Here is a 25686-nt window from a genome sequence, read left to right on the forward strand (position 1 = left end):
CACTTCCGGAAGGACCACGATGACCGCAGTCGCCCTCGAATCGGGGTACTGGAGCGCGCTCGGCGAAGGCGTAGGGGCGATCGTCCTCTACGCGCTCGTCGGCCTCGCGCTGATGCTCGTCGGCTTCTACGCCATCGACCTGACCACTCCGGGCAAGCTGCGCGGTTTGGTGGTCGAGGGCAAGCCCAACGCGATCATCGTGACGGCGGCGGGCATGCTGAGCATGGCGTTCATCGTGGTGCTCGCGATCTTCGCGGCGGGCGGCAAGCTCGCCGAGGGTCTGATCGCCGCGCTGGTGTTCGGCCTGGTCGGCATCATCGCCCAGGTGATCTCGGTGCGGGTCGTGGAGCGCGTGCTCGGCATCGACATCGGGGCCGCGCTGCACGCGGAGAAGTTCACCACCGAGGTGCTCGTGGTGGCCGCCGCGCACTTCGCGCTCGGCTTGGTGGTGGCGGTCGCCATTCTCTGACGGGACCGAAGGTGACCGTCACCGTGCCCGTAGCGACGAAGGTGACCTTCGGTCGGGCGTAGGTGTACCTCCGCGTCCGCTCCGGCCGTGCGCGGGCTACTGGCGGACGCGTCCTGCTGTGCGACTAGTGCCCGCGGGCGATCCAGTCGGCCAGCGACGGCTTCTCGGCGCCGATCGTGGTGTCCTCGCCGTGGCCGGTGTGCACCGTCGTCTCGTCGGGCAGCGTGAGCAACCGATCCCGGATGGAATCGATGATGGTGCCGAAGTCGGAGTAGGAGCGTCCGGTCGCGCCGGGCCCTCCGGCGAAGAGCGTGTCGCCGGTGCACAGCGCGTTCAGCTCCGGCAGGTAGAGGCAGACCGAGCCGGGCGAGTGGCCCGGCGTGTGCAGGATTTCGATGTCGATGCCCGCCACCGAGATTCGCGCCGTGTCGGCGAGCGAGCGGTAGCGGGCGTCCGGGTGCGTCATCCGCCACAGCGGTTCGTCGGCGGGATGCAACAGGACGGGCGCGTACAGGCGCTCGGCCAGTTCCGGTGCGACATTGATGTGGTCGTTGTGGCCGTGCGTGCACAGCACCGCGACGACGCGCCGCCCGCCGACCCCGGCCACGATGGCGTCGGGGTCGTGCGCCGCGTCCACCACGAGCACCTCGCGGTAGTTGCCGATGAGCCAGACGTTGTTGTCGACAGCCCACGTGCCGCCGTCCAGCGAGAAGGTGCCCGAGGTGACCACCCGGTCGATACGCGCGCTCACCAGACCACCACCGAGCGCAGCACCTCACCCGCGTGCATGGCGGTGAAGGCGCGCTCCACCTCGTCGAGCGCGATCCGCTCGGTGACGAAGCGGTCCAGCGGCAGCCTGCCCTGCCGGTACAGGTCGACGAGCATCGGGAAGTCGCGCTCGGGCAGGCAGTCGCCGTACCAGGAGGACTTCAGCGCTCCGCCACGGGAGAACAGGTCGATCAGCGGCATCTCGATCGTCATGTCGGGGGTGGGGACGCCGACCAGCACGACGGTGCCCGCGAGATCGCGGCTGTAGAAGGCCTGCTTCCAGGTCTCCGGGCGCCCGACGGCGTCGATCACCACGTCGGCGCCGAAACCGTCGGTGAGCTCCTGGATGCGGCTCACCACGTCCTCGGAGCTCGCGTCGACCGTGTGGGTGGCCCCGAACTCCTTGGCCCAGGTCAGCTTTCGCGGGTCGCGGTCGATCGCGACGATGGTTCGGGCACCGGCCAGCCGGGCGCCCGCGATCGCGGCGTCGCCGACACCGCCGCAGCCGATCACCGCGACGGTGTCGCCGCGCGAGACGTTGCCGGTGTTCATGGCGGCGCCGATGCCCGCCATCACGCCGCAGCCGAGCAGGCCCGCGACGGCGGGGTCGGCCTCGGGATCGACCTTGGTGCACTGCCCTTCGTGCACCAGCGTCTTGTCGGCGAAGGCGCCGATGCCCAGCGCGGGGCTCAGTTCGGTGCCGTCGGTGAGCGTCATCTTCTTGCTCGCGTTGTGGCTGGCGAAGCAGTACCAAGGACGTCCGCGTTTGCACGCCCGGCATTCGCCGCAGACAGCGCGCCAGTTGAGCACCACGAAATCGCCGGGGGCCACGTGCGTGACCGCCGCGCCGACGGTTTCCACCACACCCGCCGCCTCGTGGCCGAGCAGGAACGGGAACTCGTCGTTGATGCCGCCCTCGCGGTAGTGCAGATCCGTGTGGCAGACGCCGCAGGACTGGACGCGCACCACCACGTCGTGCGGACCGGGATCGGGGATGACCACGTCGACCAGTTCGACCGGAGCGCCGATGGTTCGGGCGATGACGCCGCGCACGGTTTCGGACACGAAATCCTCCTCGAAGCTCGCATGCCGCCGTCGGCACGCGCTCCATCTTGCCGTGCCGGGCGCCGTGCGGGGAGGTGTCCGGTGAAGTCCGGGGTTGACATTCCACATTGGAGGGTGCACGCTATTGGCAATATTCCACTGTGGAGGGTGGAATCGTCGATAGGAACTGGTATGGACATCTCGCCCGGTACCCGCGCGTCCGATGCCGAACGCGACCAAGTCGTCGCGCTGCTCGGTAGGCACATGGCCGATGGACGCCTCGACCTGGCCGAATACGATCAGCGGGTCGCGCGCGTCTACGGCACCGTCACCCGTGACGACCTGCAACTGGTGCTCGCCGACCTGCCGAAGCCGACGAAAGAGTCCGCCGCGCAGCCGAAGTCGCGGCCGCGGATTCCGGTGTGGCAGCGCATCGAGGGCGGCAGCTGGCTCGGTGTCAGCATCCTGGTGCTCGTCATCTGGGCGGCCATCTCGATCGGCGTCGGCGAGTTCACCTACCCCTGGCCGGTCTGGGTCATCGGGCCGTGGGGCGCGGTGCTGGCCTTCCGCATGCTCACCGGCTGGGAATCCGGCCGCGCCTGCAAGCGGGCGGGTTAGGCGTCCGGCCGTGCCAGGCTGCCGCCCGATCCCATCGCCGCGGGCCCCGGCGCCACACCCGCGGCCGATTTCCCGGATGGCGCCATCGCGGCAGGTGACAATACGAGGCGTGCAGCCGAGTAGGGCGTCATGAGCGACGACGAGGCCGTCGCGGCGCTGTGGGCGCGGCGAATGCGCTGGGCCCGGGCCGCGGATGCCGCCAAGCGGCGCGCCGATCGCGTCCGGGTCGCCGTCCTCTGCCTCAGCGGCGTGGGTGCGATCGCCACGGCGGCGACCGCGACCGTCTTGCGCACCTCGGGCCTGCCGCAGCTCGTGGTCGCCGCCCTCGGCGCGGTCTGCCTCGCACTGGGGACGTTCCTCGCCGCGCATTTCCTGACACCCGCCGAGCTCCGTCGCTGGACCCGAGCCCGCGCCGTCGCGGAGAACATCAAGCAGGTGATCTACCGGTTCCGGGCCGGGGCACGCCCCTTTCGCGACGACGACGCGCTGCTCCGGCTGCACCGGGCCGTAGGCGAAATCGAGGAGTCCGCCGACGATCTGCTGCCGTTTCTGACATCGAACGGCGCCGACGCCGCTGGCTTCGCCGCCTCGCCGCCGCCACCCGCGCTGACCCCCGACGAGTACGTGCGGGATCGGGTGCAGGGTCAGATCACCGGCTACTACGACCGCAGGGCGCGCGAATACGCCGCACGAGCGCGGCGGTTGCGCGGGGTGGCCCTGTTGCTCGGCGTGGCGGCGACCCTGGTCGCCGCCCTCGGCGCCGTCCTCGTCGGCGCCTCGTCCGGCTCCGGCCGAACCACCTGGGCCGCCAACCTGAGTCCGTGGGTCGCCGTGCTGACGACGCTGGGCGCGGGCGTCGCCGGTTACCTGGCGGGCCGCCGCTACGAGTTCCTGGTGATGAGCTACTCCGCGACCGCCCGGCGGCTCGGCCAGCTGCTGCGCGAGTGGCGAGCCGAGGGCTCACCCACCGACGAACCACGCTGGACGGCTTTCGTCGACGACTGCGAAACGGTGATCGCCCAGCAGAACGAGACCTGGGTGGCGAAATGGGCGGAACCCCAACCAGACGGACGCTGAACATCGCGGCTTCGCGTACCGAACCGAGATCATGTCAGGTAGTGCGCTACTCGATACTCGGTGCCCGTCGAGTGTGAAGGTTGTGTGGACAGCCCGTTCCCCGCACCCGGGGGTGTCACATGGCCCGCATATTCCTGAGTCATTCCAGCCGAGACGATCGCGCGGCGATCGCGCTGAAACAGTGGCTGGTCGAACAGGATCCCGCGTTGGCGGAGGAGATCTTCCTCGACCTGGACCGGACCGCCGGCATCCGGCCGGGTATCCGATGGAAGGACGCCCTGGTCCGGGCGGCCGAACGGTGCGAAGCCGTGATCTGTCTGCTCTCCACGAACTGGGAGCGCTCCGCGGAGTGCAAGACGGAGTTCCGCACGGCCGAGAATCTGCACAAACCGATCTACTGCCTGCGGTTGGAGAAGCTGACCAGCCGTGAGGCCGCCGCCGAATGGCAGCAGGTGGACCTGTTCGGCGCGGGACCCCACACCGCCATCGTGATCGACGAGGGGCCGCCGGTCGAGCTGCTGACCGAAGGCCTGCGCCGACTGTGGGACGCCTTGCGCGCCGCCGGAATCGGAGCCGAACACTTCCCGTGGCCGCCGCCGGGCGAGCCGAACCGAGCACCCTATCGAGGGTGGGAGCCCTTCGACGCGGTCGACGCTGCCGTGTACTTCGGCCGTGACGGCCAGATCGTGCGCGCCCTCGACGCGATGCGGGGCATGCGGTCCATCGGCCTCGAGCGGCTGTTCGTGATCCTCGGACCCTCCGGCTGCGGCAAGTCGTCGTTCCTGCGTGCCGGGCTCGTGCCGCGGCTCGTCCGCGACGACCGGCACTTCGTCGTCCTCGACACCGTCCGCCCGGAACGGGCGGCGGTCACCGGACCACTCGGCTTGGCCCGATCGTTGCACGCGAGCCGGGCCCGGCTGCGGCTCGGCGGCCCACCGCTGGGGGCGATCAAGTCCGCGTGTCTGTCGAACATCGACGACGTGCGGGATCTGCTCGTGCAGACACGCGAGGCGGCGAAACAGCGGTTGCTCGACGACGCGGCACCACCGACGATCGTCTTGCCGATCGACCAGGGCGAGGAGTTGTTCAACCCGGACGCCGGACGCGAAGCCGAGCATCTGCTGCGAATCATCGCCCGGCTCACCGAGGATTCGGCCGTGGACCTCCTCGTGGTCATGGCCATCCGCGCCGACCGCTACGAACCGTTGCAGACGTCGCCGACGTTGGACAGCGTGTCGCGTGTGGTGTTCGACGAACTGCGTCCCCTCGGCCCCGCGCAGTTCGCCGACGTTATCCGCGGACCAGCGGCCCGCGCCTCCGAAGGCGGAACTCCGCTGCGGGTACAGCCCGAGCTCGTCGAGCGACTGGTGAACGAATGTGCGTCGAGCGCCGACCCGCTACCGCTGCTGTCGCTGACGATGTCGCGACTGTTCACCGACTACGGCAGCCGCGGTGCGCTGACCGTGCGGGACTACGAGTCGATGGGCGGCATGCGCCACGTCGTGGAGTCGGAGATCGCCGCGGTGCTCAGCGGTGATCCCGCCGAACGCGCCCGGCAGCTGGAAAGCCTTCGGCACGCGTTCGTTCCGTGGCTGGCGACCGTCAACCCCGATACCGATCAACCGCTGCGGCGGGTGGCGCGCTGGTCGGACCTGCCCGAGGACAGTCGCGCGCTGATCGACGATTTGGTCGCCCGTCGTCTGCTGGTCAAAGACGAGCGTGACGGCGAAACCGTCGTGGAAGTCGCGCTGGAAAGCCTGTTCCGCGAATGGGGCGCACTCGCCGGGTGGCTCACCGAGGAACGCGCCAACCTGCGATCCGCCGATGTGCTCGACCGCGCCGCGGCGGCCTGGCAGGACAACGATCGCGACGAGGCGTGGCTGATCGAGGGCACCCGCCTCACCGACGCCGAGCATCTCGTCGCCGATCCGCGGTACCGGCAACGACTCGCCGGCACAACCGAATTCGTCCGGGCGTCGCGACAGCGCGCGGACGATCGCGCCGAGCGGGAACGCCGCAGGCAAGCCGCGGAACTCGAGACCGCCATGGCGCACGCCGCGGTGCTGCGTAAACGGTCGCGGATTCTGCGTGCGGTGCTTGCGGTGACGGTGGTGATCGCGGTGGTCGCGGTGTACGGGCTGGTGCGTGCGCGGTCGGAGGAGAAGGAAGCCCAAGCGCGTTTCCGGGAAGCGACCGCGGCGCGGCTCGCCACCAACGCGCAGTCGGCGCTGTCCGGCGCTCGTCCCGCCGACGACGTTCGCGCGATCCAGGAAACGCTGGCAGCACACCGTCTTTCGGCGACCGACGGACCAGATGTGCTGCTGCGTACACTGACGGACACGGCAGGGTTGCAGAAGGTCGTCAAGACCGGTCTTCCTTTCTCGGTTCGGCCCTACGAGACGGCCGAGGAGGTCGGGCACCACTACCGCACGACGCGTCCGGATTTCGCCGTCGCATTCAGCCCGGACAACCGGCATATCCTGACCGGCGGGATGGAGCTGCGCCTGTGGGACGCGGACACCGGTGAGCAGGTCGACCGATCGTTCGAATCCTTCCGTGGCGCGCTGCGCGTCGCGTTCAGTCCCGACGGGCGGCGCATCGCCGCGGTCGGCGCGGACTACACCGTCCAGCTCTGGGACGCCGACTCGGGTCGTCTCCTCGGTGACTTCCTCGGACACACCAGCACGATCTACGCCATCGCCTTCGGTCCAGACGGTCGTCTCCTCGCTTCCGCTGACGACGGCGGGACAATTCGGCTGTGGGATACCGAATCCCGTAGCGGTCACGGCGAACCACTGACGGGTCACACCGGCCCGGTCAACGGCCTCGCCTTCAGTCCGGATGGCCGCCGTCTCGTGTCCGCGGGCAAGGACGCGTCCCTCCAGGTCTGGAACGTGGATTCCGGGCAGTCGATCGCAAAACTCGAGCGTCATGCCCAATCCGTGCAAGCGGTCGCTTGGAGCCGGGACGGACGGCGAATCGTCTCCGGAAGCACCGGGTTGCCCCCGGCGGCGGGCGTCACCGACGACTTCAGTTCCGGCCTGCTGCTGTGGAACGCAGAGACTTTGGAGCCCATCGGCGGACCGTTACAGGGGCACGAGGGCATGATCACCAGCGTGGCCTTCAGCCCGGACAGCCGCCGCATCGTCTCGGCAGCCACGGACGCGACACTGCGACTGTGGGATGCCGGCACCGGCAAGGAATCCGGCGCTCCGCTCACCGGGCACTCCGCCCAAATCACGGGCGTCGCGTTCAGCCCGGACAGCGCTCGCATCGCCTCGACGAGCCACGACGGGACCCTGCGCGTGTGGAACGCCGACCCGCGCCGCTCCGTCGGCCACCAGTGGCAATCGAACGCGCCAGGCCCCGGATACGGGCCGATTCTGGCATTCGAGGACGAGGGACGACGATTGGTCAAGGGAGACAAAGCCGATGGCACCATCTGGATCCTCGACCTCGACGCCCGCCGGTACATCGGCCCGATAGCCAGGTACCCCGGCGGTTCGGTCGTCGCTTCGTTCAGCCCCGACGGGCGGCAGATCGCGCTGGCCGGACCGGACAAGACGATCAGGATCTGGACTGCCGACGGTCAACCATCGGGTCCGACGCTGTCGGGTTTCGACAGTCCCGCAACCCTCCTCGAATTCAGCGAGGACAATCGACTGCTCGTCGCGGCCACCGGCGAATCGATCCGGGTCTGGGACACGGTCACCGGACAGCCGATCAGCGAGCCGCTCACCGGGATCGGCGTTGTCAATACCGTCGCGATCAGTCCCGAGGGAGATCGCATCGCGGCAGGAGGCGGGGACAAGAGCGTCCGGATCTGGAACACGGATTCCGCAGCGCCGATCGGCGGCGCACTCACGGGCCACAGCCTGGAGGTTTCCTCGGTCTCGTTCAGTCCCGACGGCGCCGCCGTGTTGTCCTACAGTCCGGATTCCGTGCATCTGTGGGATGCGCGGACGGGTGCGGCGGTCCGCGAGCCACACAAAGCGGACTTCATCGACGCGCTGGCCGTCAGCCCGAACGGGGACTTCTATGTCACCGCCGAGAATCTGGTGCTGCACCGCTGGGATCTGCGCACCGGCAAGCCGATCGGCGGACCGATGACCGGACACGGCTCGCTGATGGTGCGCACCGTCAGCGTCAGCAGCGACAGCCGCTACATCATCTCCGGCGGCAGCGACAGCACTCTCCGCTTCTGGGACGCTGTGACCGGCGAACCGATCGGCGATGCGCTCACCGGACCCGACGGCTGGATCATGAACGCGTACATCACCTCCGACAATCGCCGCGTCCGCACGGTCTTCCTCGGCTACGACCAGAGCAGCGGCATCTGGGAGTGGCCAGGGCCGGACTCTTGGGCCCAAGAACTGTGCGCCAAACTGACCTTCGATATGAGCAGGGACCAATGGGACGAATGGGTGTCGCCGGATATTCCGTACCGAAAGACCTGTGACGACCTACCGGAACTCCCGGACGACCAGTAGCACAACTGGTTTCACAAATATCGGTGCGCGCGGCGGCGGTCGGCTGGGGCCGGGTAGTCGCGCTCGGGCGGTTCAGTGGCGTGCCTGGTGGCTGGGGCGTCGTAGGCCGGGGTGGGCCTGCGTTGTGGTGGGGCGGCTCGGTCGGATGAGGCTTCGTAGGCGGCGGCCGCGGCGGGCATGCGCGGTATGGGGCGGTCCGGGGCGTACGGCGAAGCGGCTGCCGCCGGAGCACGTGTGGGTGTCGGGTGGCGGTCGCGCGATGGTCGGTCGGGCACGAGTTCTTCGGCCGGTCGCGGCGGTTCGTGGGACTGCCGGGTGCGCCTGGTTGTCGCGCGTTCGGAGGTGGCGGTGGTGCGCTCGCGGCGGGGAAGGGCGGGGCGGTCGTCCGCGGGTTCGGAAACTACTGCGGCGCGCTGAGTTTCGGCAGCCTTGGCGGTGCGGCGCGTATCGGAAACGGTTGTGGCGCGGCGGGATTCGGAAACGGTTGTCGCGCGGCGGGATTCGGAAACGGTTGTGGTGCGGCGCGATTCGGAAACGGTCGTGGCGCGGCGGGATACGGGAACCGCTGCGGCACGACGGGAGTCCGAAACAGCTGCGGCCTGACGGGAGTCGGGGGTCTGCGCCCCTTGTCGAGTCTCCGCCACCGCCCGAGGTGATCGCCCGCGCGACCCGGTGACGCTCGTTTTGGCGGCCACCGGCTCACGCGACCGCCCGGACCGCTCCGGTAGCTCGTCCTCGCCGCCGCCATCCGGCAGGGCCCTGGCGCGTTCGGTCTCGGGTAGGCGGCGCATGCCGCGGAAGATCGGCAGTTTGGCGGTGACGCGGCTCGGGTGGTCGCCCTTCTCGCGGTAGGCGGCGGCGATGCCGTGCGCGCGCAGCCAGGCGCCGGGGTCGTCCCGGATCTCCGGACGCGAGTCGAGAACGACGTCTTCCAGGAGTTCGATCAGATCGCTCTCGCTGTCGCCGCCGAGCGCGGCGCGGATGGCGGGGAAGACGGCGGGACGGAAGGTCCAGGACCATTCGTGGCCGGGGTGCGGACCGTCGTAGTCGTGTCCGTGCAAGACCAGATTGCCCGACTTGGCGATGCGGGCGCGCACCGTGCGCCCGTCGGACTCGATGCGGCACTCGCGGGGCGCGTCCGCCGGACCCGTGTCGCCCGCATGCTCGGGCGCTTCGGTTTCGTCGAGTTCTTCGGCGCGGGCGATCTCGAACCAGGCGACGACCATGGCGGCGACGCCGAGTGTGGCGGCGAGCGCCAGCTCGATCCAGACGTCGGTCGGGACGACCCGCCTCGTCCGTTCGCACGCGTGCAGGAACAGCAGACAGCCCACGACGAGCGCGGCGATCCGGGCAAGCCGGAGGGCCGTGCCGGTGTCGACCGTAGGTGCGCGCATCCGCTGATTGCTCCCGAAAAAAGACATCGCCGCTGCCGAATCAGACAGGATCGTAAGGCCAGTAGGCCTCCGGCGGGAGACCATAGGCGCTCGGCGGCCCGACGGTTCGAGCGGCTGGTGGATGCCGGTCGATTACTCGCGGACGGCAGCTAGCGCGCGGCGCCCGATCACCGAAGCGGCCCCGTACTCGGCCGAAGGCGGTGCGGTGCGGCCGATATGCCCGCCGAACACGTCTCGGCGACCAGCAGCGATGGGTTGTCGACGCGCCTGTGGCAAATCCCGAGCACATCGAATCGCGCGACCTCACGGGCCGACTCGTTAATCTGGAGCCCACCGGTCGCGCCGAACCCACCCCGCGACGTGGTGCGCCGCCCGCCGACGAGCGATGCCGCGGCAGGCGGATACCATGGCTGGTCGCCCCGCGGGGATGTGTCCGACCACCGCGCACGGAAAGGTCGTCGAATTTGCACCTGAAGAGTCTGACGTTGAAGGGCTTCAAGTCCTTCGCGTCCGCGACGACGCTGCGCTTCGAACCCGGTATCACCTGTGTGGTCGGCCCGAACGGTTCCGGCAAGTCCAACGTCGTCGACGCGCTCACCTGGGTGATGGGCGAGCAGGGTGCCAAGGCGTTGCGCGGCGGCAAGATGCAGGACGTCATCTTCGCGGGCACGGCGGGACGCGCCCCGCTCGGCCGCGCCGAAGTCACGCTGACCATCGACAACTCCGACGGTGCGCTGCCCATCGACTACGCCGAGGTGTCGATCACCCGGCGCATGTTCCGCGACGGCGCGGGCGAGTACGAGATCAACGGCAGCTCCTGCCGGTTGATGGACGTGCAGGAACTGCTGAGCGACTCCGGCATCGGCAGGGAGATGCACGTCATCGTCGGGCAGGGCCAGCTCTCCGCGATCCTGGAATCGCGGCCAGAGGACCGCCGCGCCTTCGTCGAAGAGGCCGCGGGCGTGCTGAAACACCGCAAGCGCAAGGAGAAGGCGGTCCGCAAGCTGGAGGCGATGCAGGCCAACCTCGCGCGCCTGACCGACCTCACCACCGAACTGCGCCGCCAGCTCAAACCGCTCGGCAGGCAGGCCGAGGTGGCGCGGCGCGCGCAGACGGTGCAGGCCGACCTGCGCGACGCGCGCCTGCGACTCGCGGCCGACGACCTGGTGACGCGCCGCGGCGAACTGGAGAGCCAGCAGAGCAAAGAGGCCTACGCTCGCGAACAGCAGATCACCGTGCAGAGCGAGCTGGACGCCGCGAACGCCGCGCTGGCCCAGCAGGAATTCCAGCTGTCCAAGCTCACGCCGAGCGCGGAGGCCGCGGCGCAGATCTGGTTCCAGCTCTCGGCCCTGGCCGAGCGGGTCAACGCGACCATCCGGATCGCGGGCGACCGTGCCCGTCATCTCCATACCGAGTCGCCCGTCGGTACCGGACGCGACCCCGACCAGCTCGAGGCGGAGGCCGACCGCGTCGAAGCCGAGGAGGCCGAGCTGCGCGAGGCCGTCGAGATCGCGGTGGAGACCTTGGAGGCCGCCAGGGAGCAGCTGGCCGAGCGCGAGTACGCGGCGAAGGCCGCCGAGCAGGCGCACCTGGCCGCGGTCCGCGCCATCGCGGATCGGCGCGAGGGGCTGGCCCGGCTCTCCGGCAAGGTCGACACGTTGCGCACGAGGGCCCAGTCGGTGGACGCGGAGATCGCCCGCCTCTCGGTGGCGATCGCCGAGGCCAGGCACCGCGGCGAGGCCGCGCAGGCCGAATTCGACAGCGTGCAGGACGAACTCGGTGAACTCGACGCGGGCGAGGAGGGGCTGGACGCCCAGCACGAGCACGCCGTGCAGGCGCTGGAACTTGCCGATCAGCGCGTCACCGAACTGCGCGAACAGGATCGGGACGCGAGCAAGCGGGTGGCCTCGCTGTCCGCGCGCATCGAGGCGCTCGGCATGGGTCTCGCCCGCCGCGACGGCGCCGCCTGGCTGCTGGAGAACCGCGCCGACGGACTGCTCGGCTCGCTGTCGGAATTGCTGCGAGTGCACACCGGATTCGAGGCGGCCGTCGCCGCGGCGCTCGGCCCGCTCGCCGACGCGGTGGCCGCGGCGACCGAGGATTCCGCGCAAGCGGCGGTGCGTGCGCTCAAGGAGGCCGACGGCGGCCGGGCCGCCCTGGTCTTCGGCGCGGCCGACGCGGCTCGCGCGACCGGCGGCCCGCTGCCCGGTTCGGCCCGCTGGCTGGTCGACGTGGTCGAATGCCCGGAGTCCGTGCGTGCGGCCATCGGCGCGCTGACCGCGGGCATCGCGGTGGTCGACGATCTCGCGGCCGCGACCGAGCTCGTCGCGGCCCGCCCCGAGCTGCGGGTGGTCACCCGCGACGGCGATCTCACCGGCACCGGCTGGCTGCTCGGCGGATCCGATCGCGCCCCGAGTCAGCTGGAGATCCAGGCCGACATCGACGCCGCCAAGACCGAACTGATCGCCGCGCAGCGGCACGCGGAGGAGTTGGAGGCGGCGCTCTCCGGCGCGCTGGCCGAACAGGCCGATCGCAGGGAGTCCGTGGATCACGCGCTGCTCGCGCTGCACGAATCCGATCAGGCGTTGATGGCCATCTACGACCGACTCGGCAGGCTCGGTCAAGCCGCCCGCGCCGCCCAGGCCGACAGCGACCGGCTCGCCGCCCAGCGCACCGACGCGGAATCCGCGCGGGAGGAGGCGCTCGCCTCGCTCGCCGAACTCGAGGACCGGCTGCGGCACGCCGAACTCGAACAATCGGAGCTCGACGCCGACGGCATCGGCGCCGCGGGCACCGAGACCGCGGGCCGCGACCGCGAGGAGGCGGCGGCCGCCTTGGCCGAGGCCCGCTCCATGGAGGTCGAGGCCAGGCTCGCCGTGCGCACCGCCGAGGAACGCGCGGAATCGGTTCGCGGCAAGGCGGATTCGCTGCGCCGCGCGGCCCGCGCCGAACGCGAGGCGCGGGCCCGCGCCGAACGCGCCCAGGCCGCGCGCCGCCAGGCCGCCGCGGTGGCCGCCGCCGTCGCGGAGTCGGGCGCGCGGGTGGCCGCGGAGCTGGAGAAGGTGGTGGCCGAGGCCGGCGCCCGCCGCGACGACCTCGTTCGCCGCCGCACCGAATGCGCGGCGCAGGTCGAGCAGGTCAAGGAGCGGGTGCGCGCGCTGAGCACGCAGCTGGCCCAGCTCACCGACGCGGTGCACCGCGACGAGGTGGCCAAGGCGCAGGCCGCGCTGCGGATCGAGCAGCTGGAGGCGACCATCGCCGAACAGTTCGGCATCGCGCTGAACGACCTGATCGCGGAGTACGGCCCCGACGTGCCGCTGCCGCCTTCACCGCTGGAAATGGCGGAGTACGAGCAGGCGAAGGAGCGCGGCGAACAGGTCAGCGCACCGCAGCCGATGCCCTACGACCGGGCCAGTCAGGAGCGCCGCGCCAAACGCGCCGAGAAGGACCTGGCCACGCTCGGCAAGGTCAACCCGCTGGCGCTGGAGGAGTTCGCGGCGCTCGAGGAGCGCTACAACTTCCTGTCCACGCAGCTCGAGGACGTCAAGAACGCGCGCAAGGACCTGCTCGACGTGGTCGCCGAGGTGGACGCGCGCATCCTGCAGGTCTTCACCGAGGCGTACGCCGACGTCGAGCGCGAGTTCGTCCAGGTGTTCGCCAAGCTCTTCCCCGGCGGCGAGGGCAGGCTGCTGCTCACCGACCCGTCCGACATGCTCACCACCGGCATCGAGGTGGAGGCCCGCCCGCCGGGCAAGAAGGTCAAGCGCCTTTCGCTGCTGTCCGGCGGCGAGAAGTCGCTGACCGCGGTCGCGCTGCTGGTGGCCATCTTCCGCGCCCGCCCCTCGCCGTTCTATGTCATGGACGAGGTCGAGGCCGCGCTGGACGACACCAACCTGCGCAGGCTGATCGGGCTGTTCGAGCAGCTGCGGGAGAAGAGCCAGCTGATCGTGATCACGCACCAGAAGCCGACCATGGAGATCGCCGACGCGCTCTACGGCGTGAGTATGCGCGGCGACGGCATCACCCAGGTCATCTCGCAGCGACTCCGCGGGGAGAACCTCGCGCCCGCATCGGCGTAACTCCGCTCCGGCCGCGCGGTTCGAATCAAGCCGAGATCCCGGCTTCGATCACCTCGTCGACCGGGCGGCGCGGGGTGAACGGGAGCGGGGCGACGCTGGCCGGCATGAAGCCGACGCGGACCATCGCCTGCGGGTGGGCGCAGTCCTGCAGCACGTCGGCGCGGATGGCGGAGCGCAATTCGGCCATGCCGAGCGGCTCGGTCTGCAGGCAGCTGGCCATGCCGAGGCTGGTGGCGGTGAGCAGCAACGCGCTTGCTGCCTCGCCCGCGCGCAGTGCGGAGCGGTGGTCGTCCGCGGCGGTGCCGACCACCAGCCATTCGGAGCCGTCGTTCTCGAACTGGGTGTCGGCCAGTTCGGGCTCGAGAAAGGTGCGCTGCGGGACGTCGTCGTCGAGGCGCGGGCGCGGGGTGTTGGCGGCGGGAACGCCGTCCGCGGTGCCGTGCCTGCCGCTCCACTCGGCGAGTTCCGCGAGGTAGGCGTGATCCTGGGCGTGCCTGCCCGCCGCGGCGCGCGTCACGCGGCCGAGCGGCGTGCGCATCGGTGGCGGGACCACCCGCGCCACGGCGCCGAACGGCACCGCGCGCCCGGCGACCTGGCGCAGCCTGCCGTAGGGAACCCGGCGGTCGCAGTAGCGCCTGCGATCGGATTGACGGTGCAGGATGGCGGCGCCGAGGTCGATGTCGTCGCGGGACGGGCTGTCGGCGCTCACCGTGACGCGGGCCAGGTGATCGTGGTCGACCGGGTTCGGCAGGTAGTCCACTTCGGCGGACCAGCCGTGCACAGCGAGCGCTACCCGCAGGTGGTGCAGCGCCGCGCCACAGCTGAGCAGCAGCGCCCGGCCGGTCGGGTCGGTCGACGGAAGCCGCCTCTCGGAATCGGCGAACAGGTCGACGGACCGTTCGCCCAATCGCCACCGCCACGGTTGGGTGTTGTGCACCGACGGTGCGCGCACCGCCATCGCCACGGCGTTTTCGAAGACCTCTGCGGTGGGTTGCCGATCGGTCATGAATTCGGGTCATCCTTCCGGGGTCGGCGGCGACCGTGCGCCGCGATTATTTCCGGCCTGAATCAATCCTCGCAGTCTGAAACAGCCGAAACCCAGAAGAAAATTTCTTCAGGAGATATGTCACATCGCTATGGCGCGGCGAACCGATGCGGTTGCCACATGAGCCCGGCGGTGGCCGGGATGGCGCTGCCGAATTGGACATCGGCGAAATGGCAGCCGTAGCCCAATGTGCCTGGCGCGGTGAGCTCCGCGACCAGGCCGTGCCGCACGTCCGCCGAACCCATCGGGTCGTGATCGACCACGGCCGACAGTTCCGGGTGGGCGATCTGCAGCGACGAGTGCAGCGCGTCGCCGAACGCGATGAGTCGCTGTCCGACGAAGCCGATGACGAACCCGGTGTGGCCGACCGTGTGGCCGGGCAGCGCCCGCACCCGCACGCCCGGAAAGATCTCGTCGCCGTCAGCGACGGTGCGGACCTGATGGGCGAACACGTCCAGCATCTCGGCGGTGGTGCCCGCGGCGGCGGCCAGCGCGCGATGGTGCCACTCGGCTTCCGAGACCAGCACTTGCGCGTGCGCGAAGGGCGTCCTGCTCGCACCCGGCGCCGCCTGCCATAGCCAGCCGAAATGGTCGGCGTGCAGGTGGGTGAGGGCGACCGTCTCGATCTCGGCGGGATCGCGGCCGACCTGGGCGAGGCTGTCCAGTAACCCGCCGCCGCGCAGGATGCCGACTCCCGTCCGGAACGTGAGGGGGCCGAAACCGGCGTCTATCAGCATCGCCCGCTCCCGGTACTCGATCAGCAGTCCGCCGACGCTGCCGACGAAGGCGTCCGCGTCGAGGTACTCGCTGTGCCTGCTCCAGAATCCGTCGGGCGCGGTGGGCAGCCAAGCGCGCGCGTTCATGGTGGTCAGACCATCGGGCAGGTAGGTGACCCGGAGCGGACCGACGTGCACGGTGCGAATCGGGGCGGGGTTGATCAAACGCTCGGCGACGGTGGTGGTCATCGCGTCTCGGCTTTCACTGGCGGTGTGGAGGTGCTATGACTCTAGCGATGTTCCGGAGTCGTGTCGCCGCGAACGGTCGATCGAAACGATATGCCGTAGAACATGTCTCGCATCGGTTGCGCGAATCTCGGGTCAGCGCAACGGCACGGCCCGGACGTGGGCTGGATCACCATGGTCCACGCGGAACCCGTTGTGGCTCAGGCCGAGACCGCTGGCGCGCCCGAGGATCCGCAGGTGGTACGCGAAGCGCCGCCTCCGCCGGGGTCCGGTGAGGCGGCGTTCGGTCGATGGATGATGCCGTCGAATCAGCTTGCCGCGCCCGCCTTCCGGGCGTCGATCAGCGAAAGGATCCGATCGGCTCCGCCGGACCCGAGCCAGGTCCCGAGGGTCTGCAGCCCGGGGTGCAGTTCACGCAGCGCGGGAATGTCGGCGTGCCAGCCGCCGGTCTCCCTGGTCACCCGCCAGACATTGCCGATCTCCGGCCCGATCGCGTCCGCTTCGGCCTCGCTCACCTCTTGATAGCGCACCGGACGGCCGATGGCCTGGGCGATCGCCGCCGCGGCATCGACGGGAGTGATTGCGTCGCCGGCCAATTCGAGGAACTGGCCGTGGAAGCGGTCCGGGTCGGCGAAAGCGAGCGCGGCGAAGACCGCGATATCGGCGACCGCGATCATCTGCAACGGTCGGTCGGCGGGGAACAGGTGGCGGTGCACGCCGTCGGCGATGCCGTCCACCGGAGAACCTTGGAGCAGGTAGTTCTCCATGAACCGCACCGGGCGCAGCACGGTGTAGCGCAGACCGCTCGCGGCGACGGCTTCCTCGATGCGCGTTTTGCCGTGCACACCCCACTTGGTGGCGTCGCCCATGGTGGCGACGCCGGTGAAGACGACGTGGTCGACTCCGGCGGTGCGCGCCGCATCGATCAGTGCGACACCGCGCCGGCCTTCCAGGTCGCCGTCCCACCCCTCGGCCTGGTAAGTCGCTGGGGGAACGGCGAATACGCCGCGCGCACCGGTGGCAGCCGCGACCAGGGTGTCGGGCTCGTCGAAATCGCCGATCACCAGTTCGGCGCCCGACTCGGCCAGCGTCCGTGCGGCCGGTGCGTCGGGATCGCGCACCAGGGCGCGCACCGGAATGCCATCGGCGAGGAGTCGCCGGGCGGTGGCGCCGCCCTGCTTCCCGGTGCCGCCGGTGACGAGAATCGGGTCGTGCTGAGAGGACATGCTCGCCTTTTCTGTGTTCTCGATAGAATCGGGTCAGTCGACCCGCTTCCGGACGTTACGGGTGGTTCGACCCGCTTCGCCAGGCGATCGACGGAAGGTACGTAACGAAATGGCGGTCTCGATCGGCCCCTCGACCCTCGCGGCGCGCGCCGACGCGCAACGCAACCGCGCGCTCGTGCTGGCCGCCGCGCAGCGGGCCTTCGCCGAACGCGGCGTCGCGGTGACACTCGCCGAGGTCGCGCGCCGCGCGGGCGTCGGCGCGGGCACGGTCTACCGGCACTTCCCGACGAAAACCGATCTGCTGGAAGCGGTCATGCAACAGCGTGTCGATCGACTGGCCCGGCTCGCCGCCGATCGGCTCGGTGCGCGAGATCCCGGCGCGGCGTTCTTCGCGGTGTGCGCGGAGGTGGTGTCGTCCACCCCGCGCAACCAGGCGCTGTGCGAGATCGTGCAGTCCGACGACGGCTGGCCGCGCACGCTGATGCGCAGTGCGGGTGAGCGTTTCCATCGCGCGCTCGAGGCGCTGCTGCTCGCGGCGCAGCGGCATGGTGCCGTCCGCGCCGACATCACGGTGGCCGATGTGCTCGACGTCTTCACCGGAAGCGTTGCCATCCAACGTAATCGGCCCGCCGGTGCCGAGCTCGCGCCCGCGGTCGTCATCCTGCTCGACGCGCTGCGCGCCACGCCGAGCGCTGCGGACGTAACGAAATTTCGTCCCGCCCCGGAATTGCGTGACGAAACTGCTGTCCGTAACGAAACGGAGGGTCCGTGCTGCCCGGTGTGCGGGACGGCACTGGCGGAGCCAGGGGCCGGACGCCCGCGCCGCTATTGCTCGGCGGCCTGTCGGCAGAAGGCGCACCGTTCCCGCGCCGCCGTCCGCGCGACCGGCTGAAGGGCCGGCCATCGCTTCCGGCCGAAGTCGATCTGTTGGTTTCGAGTGCTGTTCTTATAGGGACCCCGGGCGCACCGCGCCGATCACCGGTCCGCCCGGTTCGGGAACTGGTCGGCCACGCGGGCGACCGGGTGAGCCCTGGCCGACGCGGGTGCCGAGGGCGGGAACGGGACTGGCGGATGATTCGAGCGGGCTACAGCAGGTCGCTCACATCGTCGGGGACGTCGACGGCGTACTTGCGCAGGATGTCCATGGAGATCACTTCCAGTGCGTTCTCATGGGTGGCCGCGAGCACGACGGGCGCGGCGACGCCGTCCTCGTGGGCGTGCAGCCAGCGCACCGCGACCACGCACCACCGGTCGCCCGGTTGCAGTCCGGGAAAGTTGTTCTCCGGGCGCGGTGTACTCAGGTCGTTGCCGATGGACGCCTGATGTTCGAGGAACTCGGCCGTGACGACGGTGCACACGGTGTGGCTGCCCAGATCCTCCGGCCCTGTGCTGCAGCAGCCGTCCCGGTAGAAACCGGTCAGAGGATCGGTGCCGCACTCTTCCAGCGGCCCCCCAAGCACGTTTCGATCGGTCACGTCGCCGATCCTATTGTCAGTTCGCGAGAAGTTCCGCAGGACAAGAAATCTCGGGGGCTGTGTCTCGGCCCCGCGCGTGGCGTGCTATGTGCGCTTTTGCCTCCCTCCGGCCGCGCGCGGCGGACGACGGGACGCCCGGTCGCGAGGCTCGCATTCGGGCGCACTCTGCGCGGTCGATCTCGATGCTTCGCCGGAGGCGCGGCCGCCACGAAACGTCGACGAGGTGTGCGAACCGCTGCCCGCGCGTCGGCGGGTCGCACCTGTGGCGGAGCGGCCCTGTCCAGCGGCGATGTGAAGTTCTGCAAGGATGGTCGGCGTGAGTTCCGAAGCCTGGATTCTGATAGCCGCGGTCGCCGCCCTGCTCCTGGTGGCGTTCGTCGCCGGATTCGTCTTGTACAAGCGCCGCCGCGTCTCGATCGCGGCGCCGAAGCCGGACAAGGAGCTGACCGACCGGTCGGGCGGTTACACGGCGGCGGGCGGGTTCACCTTCAGCCAGGGCGGCGCGGCCACCGCGACACGCCCGGAACCGACCCTGGAACGAACCGATACCGAAGGGCAGCCGCACGTCGGCGACGACGCGGCCATCCCGCGCGACGCGCCGCGGCGCGGTATCACCAACGTGCCGCTGCCGGACGGCGACGTTCTCACCCAGCCCGAGGGGCCGACCACCGCGCCGGTCGAACCCGAACAGGCGGAGGCGACAGAGGCTCCCGCGGCGACGGAGATCGCTCCCGATACCCAGGCCCCGGCCGACACCGGGTCGCCCGTCGACACACAAGCCCCTGGTGACACAGAGGCCCCTGGGGACACCCAAACCCCGATCGACACGCAGCCGACCGAACAGGCCCCGGTCGAGCAGCCCTCGGTCGCCCCGACGGCCGAGCCGCGGATCGACCAGCCCGGCACGGCACTCACCGAGCCCGACACGACGGTGGAACCCGCGGTGCCCGACACCGCGGCCGCCGCCGAGACCGCCCCCGCGCTCGAGGAGATCGAACCCACCGCGGGCCGCCTGGTCCGTCTCCGCGGTCGCCTGTCTCGCTCGCAGAACGCCGTCGGCAAGAGCCTGCTCGGCCTGCTCGGCGGCGGCGACCTGGACGAGGACTCCTGGGAGGAGATCGAGGACACGCTGGTCCTCGCCGATCTCGGCACCGCGAGCACCACCGCCGTCGTCGCCCGCTTGCGCGAGGAACTGGCCGCGCGCAGCGTGCGCACCACCGACCAGGCCCGCGCCGTCCTGCGCGACGTGCTCGTCGAGGCGCTGCGGCCGGAACTGGACCGTTCCATCCGCGCGCTGCCGCACGCGGACCATCCGTCGATCCTGCTGGTCGTCGGCGTCAACGGCACGGGAAAGACGACAACCACCGGCAAGCTGGCCAGGGTCCTGGTCGCCGACGGCCGCCGCGTGCTGCTCGGCGCGGCCGACACCTTCCGCGCCGCGGCCGCCGACCAGCTGCAGACCTGGGGCGAGCGGGTCGGTGCGGAGACGGTGCGCGGCAAGGAGGGCGCCGACCCGGCCTCGGTCGCGTTCGACGCGGTCAGCGCGGGCATCGAGCGCGGCGTCGACGCGGTGCTCGTGGACACCGCGGGCCGCCTGCACACCAAGACCGGCCTGATGGACGAGCTGGGCAAGGTCAAGCGCGTCGTGGAGAAGAAGGCCGAGGTCGACGAGGTCCTGCTGGTGCTCGACGCCACCGTCGGGCAGAACGGCCTGATGCAGGCGCGGGTGTTCGCCGAGGTCGTCGACATCAGCGGCGTGGTGCTCACCAAGCTGGACGGCACCGCCAAGGGTGGCATCGTCTTCCAGGTGCAGCACGAGCTGGGTGTCCCGGTGAAACTGGTCGGTCTCGGCGAGGGCGCGGACGATCTGGCGCCGTTCGAGCCCGGCGCCTTCGTGGACGCGCTGCTCGGCTGAGCCGAGGAATCGGTCGACGGCCGAGCGGACCACCCCGCTCGGCCGTTCCGCGTTTGCGCATCGATAGCGAAGATCTCGCTCCGCGGCCGTCTCGGCGTTCTTTCTCCCGAGTCTTCCGCTCGCGCCCTCGAGACTTCTTTCGCGCCGCTCGGTGAACGGAAAGTTTGCGGTACTACTCATCGGTAACCTGTCATTGCGGTGCGCCGAAACAAAGCTCACGGCGGCCCGCAAACGCATGGTGCACATCACGAAACGTGGAAGCAACACAACCGCGCCATCCGTTCACTCAGGCGAAACACGACAGCTCAACGGATGAAACACCGAATGGCGACCCTTCTGTGCAGGTCCATTTGCCGAAGGCGGCTGGGCCCGAGATGAGGAGGACTTCAAGGTGGCATTTCCCGTAATCGGCGCGCCGGACGCCGGTGACACCGCATGGATGCTGGCGAGTTCAGCACTCGTGCTTTTGATGACACCCGGACTCGCGTTCTTCTACGGCGGCATGGTCCGTAGCAAGAACGTGCTGAACATGATCATGATGAGCATCAGCGCCATGGGACTGGTAACCATCCTGTGGGCGCTGTACGGCTTCTCCATGACCTTCGGTGAGGACAAGGCGAACCTCATCGGCGACCCGGGGCAGTATTTCGGTCTGAAGAGCGTTTTCGGCGGTAGCTACCTTGCCTCCACCGATCCGGCGGCCCCGGCCGCGATTCCGTTGAACGGAACCATCCCGCTGTCGGTGTTCGTCGCGTTCCAGCTGATGTTCGCGATCATCACCGTCGCACTCATCTCGGGCGCGGTCGCCGACCGCCTCAAGTTCGGCTCCTGGCTGCTGTTCGCCGGTATCTGGGTCACCGTGGTGTACTTCCCGGTCGCGCACTGGGTCTTCGCCTTCGACGGCTACACCGGTGAAGAGGGCGGCTGGATCGCCAACAACCTCAAGGCCATCGACTTCGCCGGTGGCACCGCGGTCCACATCAACGCCGGCGCCGCCGGTCTGGTGCTCGCCCTGATCCTCGGCAAGCGCAAGGGCTGGCCGCAGACGCCGTTCCGTCCGCACAACCTGCCGTTCGTGATGCTCGGCGCCGGTCTGCTGTGGTTCGGCTGGTACGGCTTCAACGCCGGTTCGGCCGTCGGCTCCAACGGCATCGCGGGCGCGACCTTCCTGACCACCACCATCGCCACCGCCGCCGCCATGCTGGCCTGGCTCCTGGTGGAGAAGATCCGTGACGGCCACCCCACCTCGCTGGGCGCCGCCTCGGGCATCGTCGCCGGTCTCGTCGCGATCACCCCGGCCTGTTCCTCGGTGAACGTCGTCGGCGCGCTGGCCATCGGCATCGTCGCGGGTGCGCTGTGCGCCCTCGCCGTCGGCCTGAAGTTCAAGTTCGGCTTCGACGACTCGCTCGACGTGGTCGGCGTGCACCTGGTCGGCGGTCTCGTCGGCACCCTGATGGTCGGCCTTGTCGCCGCGCCCGAAGCTCCGGCGGCTGTCGAAGGCTTGTTCTACGGTGGTGGGATCGAGCAGTTGAAGCTGCAGGCTGTCGGTGCGTTCACCGTGCTTGCGTTCTCCCTGGTCGCGACCGCGGTGATCGCTTACATCGTGAAGTTCACGATCGGTCTGCGCGCTACGGACGAGGGCGAGTCGGTGGGCCTGGACGAGTCCGAGCACGCGGAAACCGCATACGATTTCGCTGCTGTGGGTGGCACGGCACGCTCGCTCGTCAAGGAGGCATGACGACATGAAACTGATCACCGCAATCGTCAAACCGTTCACGCTCGAGGACGTGAAGTCCGGGCTGGAACAGGCGGGCGTGCTGGGCATGACCGTCAGCGAGGTGCAGGGTTACGGGCGGCAGAAGGGCCACACCGAGGTCTACCGCGGCGCCGAGTACTCGGTCGACTTCGTGCCGAAGGTGCGGGTCGAGGTCGTCGTGGACGACGCGTCGGTCGACAAGGTCGTCGAGGTGATCGTCGAGGCCTCCCGCACCGGCAAGATCGGTGACGGCAAGGTCTGGGTGACCCCGGTGGAGTCGATCATCCGCGTGCGGACCGGCGAACGCGGTACCGACGCGCTGTAAAGAGCGAAGCTGAACGAGCGGCGGCCCCGCTCCCACCGGAGAGCCCGGTCGGGGCGGGGCCGCACGCAGTGAATGGGCGGTGGGTTGTGGGTAGCAGTAGCGGAAACGGCAAGCGCGGCAACGGCGAGCGAATCTCCAACGGGGCCGCCGATCTGGTAGCGGCGCGCGACCAGCTGCTCGACGGCGGCGTACCGCGCAACCCGCGGTTGGACGCCGAGTCCCTCCGGTCGGCGCTGGTCGACCTCTTCGATCTGTGGCTCACCAGCAAGGGCGCCGAACTGGGCATCACCGCCGACAGCGGCCTCGCGGTGGTGGCGGTCGGCGGGCTCGGGCGCAGGGAGATGCTGCCGTACTCGGATCTCGATCTGGTGCTTTTGCACGACGACGTGGACCCGGCCCGGGTGGCCGAGGTCGCCGACCAGCTCTGGTACCCGCTCTGGGACGCCCACATCAAACTCGACCACAGCGTGCGGACCGTTCCCCAAGCGCTGCGGGTCGCCAACGACGATCTGATCGCGGCACTCGGCATGCTCGAGGCGCGGCACATCGTGGGCGACGTCGAATTGAGCAACCTGCTGATCGGCGGCGTGCGCCGCGAGTGGCGCACCGGTATCCGAAACCGGTTCGACGACTTGATCGCCCAGGCCCACGCCCGCTGGCAGCGCAGCGGCGAGATCGCGCACCGCGCCGAGCCCGATCTGAAGAACGGGCGCGGCGGGCTGCGCGATATCCAGCTGCTCGACGCGCTGGCCGTCGCCCAGCTGACCGACGCCATGCCGGGGCTCGGTCCCGAGGTGCCCGGCGGCGGCGTGAAACAGGCACAGCGGCGTTTGCTGGATGTTCGCACGGAGCTGCATCGGGTCGCAGGACGGTCCCGCGATCAGCTGCGCGCGCAGGATGCCGACGAGATCGGCGCGGCGCTGCGGATCGGCGATCGGTTCGATCTGGCGCGCACACTCAGCGATTCGGCGCGGACGGTCAGCTACTCCGTCGACGTCGGACTGCGCACCGCCGCCAACGCGCTGCCGCGCCGCGGTCTGGCCCGGCTGCGCCGGATGCCCGTGCGACGACCACTCGATGAGGGGGTGGTCGAACACGCGGGCGAGGTCGTGCTGGCCAGGGACGCGCGGCCGCAGCGCGATCCCGGGCTGATCCTGCGGGTGGCGGCGGCGTCGGCGCAGACCGGGCTGCCGATGTCGGCCACCACGCTGAACCGTCTGTCCGAGGACGCGCCCGAACTCCGGGAGCCGTGGCCCAAGGACGCGCTCAACGATCTGCTCGTGCTGCTCGGCGCCGGCCGCGGCGTCATCGACGCGATCGAGGCGCTCGATCGCACCGGGTTGTGGGGCAGGCTGCTCCCGGAGTGGGGCGCGGTGCGGGATCTGCCGCCGCGCGACGCCCTGCACACCTGGACCGTCGACCGTCATCTGATGGAGACGGTGGCCTACGCGAGCGCGCTCAGCACCCGCGTCGCTCGCCCGGACCTGCTCCTGCTCGGCGCGCTGCTGCACGACATCGGCAAGGGCCGCGCGGGCGACCACAGCCTCGTCGGCGCCGAGCTGGCCACCCACATCGGCCGCAGGCTCGGGCTGTGGCCCTCCGATGTGCGGACGCTGAGCGCCGTGGTGCGCCACCACCTGCTGCTCCCGGACACCGCGACCCGCCGCGACATCGCGGACGCCGACACGGTGCGGTTCGTCGTCGACGCGCTCGACGGCGACACGCAGCTGCTGGAACTGCTGCACACGCTGGCCGAGGCCGATTCGCTGGCCACCGGCCCCGGCGTCTGGGGCGACTGGAAGGCCTCGCTCATCGGCGACCTGGTGCGGCGTTGCCGCACGGTGATGGCGGGTTACGAACTGCCGACGCCCGAACCCATCGCGCCGGACCTGCTGGCCAAGGCCGCGGCGGGCGGCGTGCACGTCGACCTCGAGCCGGGCGAGGGCAAGTACACCTATGTGGTCACGGTGATCGCGCCGGACGCGCCAGGCCTGCTCTCGGACGCCGCGGGCGTGCTCGCGCTGCATTCGCTGCGGGTGCTCTCCGCGGCGCTCGGCGGCGAGGGCTCCTCGGCCGTCAACACCTTCGTCGTCTCGCCGAAGTTCGGCGACCCGCCGGACGCCGGACTGCTGCGCCAGGAGCTGATCAGGGCGATCGCCGGGGATCTCGATCTGCCCGCGCTGCTCGCCAAGCGCGAACGCGAAGCGACCGGTGCGGGCCCGAGTCCTTACGCCCAGGCCCAGCCGCGGCTGATCTGGTCGTCTACCTCGACGCCCGGTCAGGTGATCCTCGAACTGCGCGCCGAGGACCGTGTCGGGCTGCTCAGCCGGTTGGCCGCCGCGTTCGCGGGCTGCGGCGCGGACGTGCGCTGGGCGAAGGTGGTGACCATGGGTTCGGCCGTGGTCGACTCGTTCTGCCTGGAGCTCGGCGCCGAGGACGGGCCGCAGCGCCGCGACGCCATCGAGAAGGCGGTGCTCGACGTGGTGCCGCGCCCCGCGCCGAAGAACACCGAGGACGCCGATTCGTCCGTTTCCTGAGCTCGGACGACCCGCGCCGCGGTGCGAACCCCGGCGTTGCGCGCGATTTGCTGGAACTTCTCTCCGCGGGGACGGGTGACCCCTACTATCAGAGCGTCTGGCTATCGCGAGCACGAGGGGAGCAGGTCGGTGGCAATTGAGGTTGTTTCGGCTTCGATGATGACGAGCGACGAAACCACGCATATGGCGCGGTGTGTCGGCGGAGATCGGTGGGTCGTTTCCTGGTTGCCTGGCCGTACGTTGACCGCGCAGCAGGCAGTGACCGCGATGACGATCGCCTCGACGGTTTCCACCACGCCCGACGCGCCCGAGGGCGCGGACTGGGCGATGCTCGACGATCTGGCGCTCGAGCTAGGACTGACCGGCCGGGAGGCCGCGTACATGGTCCGGCTGGAGAACCACGATTACCGCAAGACTTCCAAACCACGCCGCCGCGCGCTCGAATAACTCTCGCGCTCCGCTCGAAGGACGCACCGCCTGCGCGAACACGCGGGCGATCCCATTAC

Annotated in this window: 18 protein-coding genes; 11 read left to right on the top strand and 7 right to left on the bottom strand. The window is 70.1% G+C overall.

The features are described from left to right. Positions 1 to 19 precede the first annotated feature (19 nt). Positions 20 to 469, top strand: a complete 450-nt coding sequence (locus FB390_RS14950; protein ID WP_067782094.1) for a DUF350 domain-containing protein — start codon at positions 20 to 22, stop codon at positions 467 to 469. Positions 470 to 593: 124 nt separating this feature from the next. Here the strand turns inward: FB390_RS14950 and FB390_RS14955 are convergent, their stop codons facing one another. Together FB390_RS14955 and FB390_RS14960 are read right to left on the bottom strand one after the other, a co-directional pair. Then, positions 594 to 1220 carry an MBL fold metallo-hydrolase gene (locus FB390_RS14955; RefSeq protein WP_141809494.1) on the bottom strand — a complete coding sequence of 209 codons (627 nt, stop codon included), beginning with the start codon at positions 1218 to 1220 and terminating at the stop codon, positions 594 to 596. Next, the gene (locus FB390_RS14960; protein WP_141809495.1) at positions 1217 to 2302 is read right to left on the bottom strand and encodes an S-(hydroxymethyl)mycothiol dehydrogenase; all 1086 of its coding nucleotides are present in this window, start codon (positions 2300 to 2302) and stop codon (positions 1217 to 1219) included. The genes FB390_RS14955 and FB390_RS14960 overlap by 4 nt, the downstream gene beginning before the upstream one ends. Positions 2303 to 2473: 171 nt before the next feature. On the opposite strand from FB390_RS14960, the gene FB390_RS14965 reads away from it, so the two are divergent. The 3 genes from FB390_RS14965 (at position 2474) to FB390_RS14975 (ending at position 8466) form a co-directional block, all read left to right on the top strand. Further along, positions 2474 to 2899 carry a DUF1707 SHOCT-like domain-containing protein gene (locus FB390_RS14965; RefSeq protein WP_141809496.1) on the top strand — a complete coding sequence of 142 codons (426 nt, stop codon included), beginning with the start codon at positions 2474 to 2476 and terminating at the stop codon, positions 2897 to 2899. A 129-nt stretch (positions 2900 to 3028) separates the two neighbouring features. After that, positions 3029 to 3976: a DUF4231 domain-containing protein gene (locus tag FB390_RS14970; protein WP_141809497.1), complete on the top strand. Its 948-nt coding sequence runs from the start codon at positions 3029 to 3031 to the stop codon at positions 3974 to 3976. Positions 3977 to 4095: 119 nt separating this feature from the next. Next, positions 4096 to 8466 (top strand): nSTAND1 domain-containing NTPase, encoded by a 4371-nt coding sequence (locus FB390_RS14975; protein WP_141809498.1) that lies wholly within the window; start codon positions 4096 to 4098, stop codon positions 8464 to 8466. 11 nt (positions 8467 to 8477) lie between these two features. On the opposite strand, the gene FB390_RS14980 is transcribed toward FB390_RS14975, so the two are convergent. Beyond that, positions 8478 to 9860 (bottom strand): hypothetical protein, encoded by a 1383-nt coding sequence (locus FB390_RS14980; protein WP_141809499.1) that lies wholly within the window; start codon positions 9858 to 9860, stop codon positions 8478 to 8480. A gap of 464 nt (positions 9861 to 10324) precedes the next feature. Between FB390_RS14980 and smc the strand changes: the two genes are divergently transcribed. Next, the gene (gene smc, locus FB390_RS14985; protein WP_141809500.1) at positions 10325 to 13939 is read left to right on the top strand and encodes a chromosome segregation protein SMC; all 3615 of its coding nucleotides are present in this window, start codon (positions 10325 to 10327) and stop codon (positions 13937 to 13939) included. A 25-nt stretch (positions 13940 to 13964) separates the two neighbouring features. Here smc and FB390_RS14990 read toward each other — a convergent pair whose 3' ends face one another. From FB390_RS14990 to FB390_RS15000, 3 genes are all read right to left on the bottom strand, one after another. Next, positions 13965 to 14945 (bottom strand): Acg family FMN-binding oxidoreductase, encoded by a 981-nt coding sequence (locus FB390_RS14990; protein WP_141809501.1) that lies wholly within the window; start codon positions 14943 to 14945, stop codon positions 13965 to 13967. 128 nt (positions 14946 to 15073) lie between these two features. Beyond that, positions 15074 to 15949, bottom strand: a complete 876-nt coding sequence (locus FB390_RS14995) for an MBL fold metallo-hydrolase (protein WP_185757036.1) — start codon at positions 15947 to 15949, stop codon at positions 15074 to 15076. 305 nt (positions 15950 to 16254) lie between these two features. After that, positions 16255 to 17172: an NmrA/HSCARG family protein gene (locus FB390_RS15000; RefSeq protein WP_141809502.1), complete on the bottom strand. Its 918-nt coding sequence runs from the start codon at positions 17170 to 17172 to the stop codon at positions 16255 to 16257. Between the two features lie 109 nt (positions 17173 to 17281). Between FB390_RS15000 and FB390_RS15005 the strand changes: the two genes are divergently transcribed. Further along, positions 17282 to 18064, top strand: a complete 783-nt coding sequence (locus tag FB390_RS15005; protein WP_246124030.1) for a TetR/AcrR family transcriptional regulator — start codon at positions 17282 to 17284, stop codon at positions 18062 to 18064. 193 nt (positions 18065 to 18257) lie between these two features. Here FB390_RS15005 and FB390_RS15010 read toward each other — a convergent pair whose 3' ends face one another. Further along, the gene (locus FB390_RS15010; protein ID WP_019048221.1) at positions 18258 to 18647 is read right to left on the bottom strand and encodes a DUF2237 family protein; all 390 of its coding nucleotides are present in this window, start codon (positions 18645 to 18647) and stop codon (positions 18258 to 18260) included. A 316-nt stretch (positions 18648 to 18963) separates the two neighbouring features. Between FB390_RS15010 and ftsY the strand changes: the two genes are divergently transcribed. The 5 genes from ftsY to FB390_RS15035 all read left to right on the top strand — a co-directional run bounded on the left by ftsY (position 18964) and on the right by FB390_RS15035 (position 25627). Further along, complete coding sequence (gene ftsY / locus FB390_RS15015; RefSeq protein WP_141809504.1) at positions 18964 to 20562, top strand: signal recognition particle-docking protein FtsY; 1599 nt, start codon at positions 18964 to 18966, stop codon at positions 20560 to 20562. 439 nt (positions 20563 to 21001) lie between these two features. Then, complete coding sequence (locus tag FB390_RS15020; protein WP_185757244.1) at positions 21002 to 22300, top strand: ammonium transporter; 1299 nt, start codon at positions 21002 to 21004, stop codon at positions 22298 to 22300. A gap of 4 nt (positions 22301 to 22304) precedes the next feature. After that, a complete protein-coding gene (locus FB390_RS15025; protein WP_040868325.1) occupies positions 22305 to 22643 on the top strand; it encodes a P-II family nitrogen regulator in 339 nt (112 codons plus the stop codon). A gap of 86 nt (positions 22644 to 22729) precedes the next feature. After that, positions 22730 to 25180 (top strand): [protein-PII] uridylyltransferase, encoded by a 2451-nt coding sequence (locus FB390_RS15030; RefSeq protein WP_246124031.1) that lies wholly within the window; start codon positions 22730 to 22732, stop codon positions 25178 to 25180. A gap of 159 nt (positions 25181 to 25339) precedes the next feature. Then, positions 25340 to 25627, top strand: coding sequence for a hypothetical protein (locus FB390_RS15035; RefSeq protein WP_372508152.1), 288 nt, complete (start codon positions 25340 to 25342; stop codon positions 25625 to 25627). The last annotated feature ends 59 nt before the right edge of the window (positions 25628 to 25686 follow it).

This window comes from Nocardia bhagyanarayanae (assembly GCF_006716565.1).
Lineage (GTDB): Bacteria > Actinomycetota > Actinomycetes > Mycobacteriales > Mycobacteriaceae > Nocardia > Nocardia bhagyanarayanae.

Bases quoted from the DNA above. Each gene is read 5' to 3' on its own strand.
- FB390_RS14990 (WP_141809501.1), bottom strand. From the start codon at position 14,945: ATGACCGATCGGCAACCCACCGCAGAGGTCTTCGAAAACGCCGTGGCG.
- FB390_RS14975 (WP_141809498.1), top strand. From the start codon at position 4,096: ATGGCCCGCATATTCCTGAGTCATTCCAGCCGAGACGATCGCGCGGCG.
- FB390_RS15000 (WP_141809502.1), bottom strand. From the start codon at position 17,172: ATGTCCTCTCAGCACGACCCGATTCTCGTCACCGGCGGCACCGGGAAG.
- FB390_RS14970 (WP_141809497.1), top strand. From the start codon at position 3,029: ATGAGCGACGACGAGGCCGTCGCGGCGCTGTGGGCGCGGCGAATGCGC.
- FB390_RS15025 (WP_040868325.1), top strand. From the start codon at position 22,305: ATGAAACTGATCACCGCAATCGTCAAACCGTTCACGCTCGAGGACGTG.
- FB390_RS15005 (WP_246124030.1), top strand. From the start codon at position 17,282: ATGGCGGTCTCGATCGGCCCCTCGACCCTCGCGGCGCGCGCCGACGCG.
- FB390_RS14995 (WP_185757036.1), bottom strand. From the start codon at position 15,949: ATGACCACCACCGTCGCCGAGCGTTTGATCAACCCCGCCCCGATTCGC.
- FB390_RS15020 (WP_185757244.1), top strand. From the start codon at position 21,002: ATGCTGGCGAGTTCAGCACTCGTGCTTTTGATGACACCCGGACTCGCG.
- FB390_RS14950 (WP_067782094.1), top strand. From the start codon at position 20: ATGACCGCAGTCGCCCTCGAATCGGGGTACTGGAGCGCGCTCGGCGAA.
- FB390_RS15035 (WP_372508152.1), top strand. From the start codon at position 25,340: ATGACGAGCGACGAAACCACGCATATGGCGCGGTGTGTCGGCGGAGAT.
- FB390_RS14965 (WP_141809496.1), top strand. From the start codon at position 2,474: ATGGACATCTCGCCCGGTACCCGCGCGTCCGATGCCGAACGCGACCAA.
- FB390_RS14980 (WP_141809499.1), bottom strand. From the start codon at position 9,860: ATGCGCGCACCTACGGTCGACACCGGCACGGCCCTCCGGCTTGCCCGG.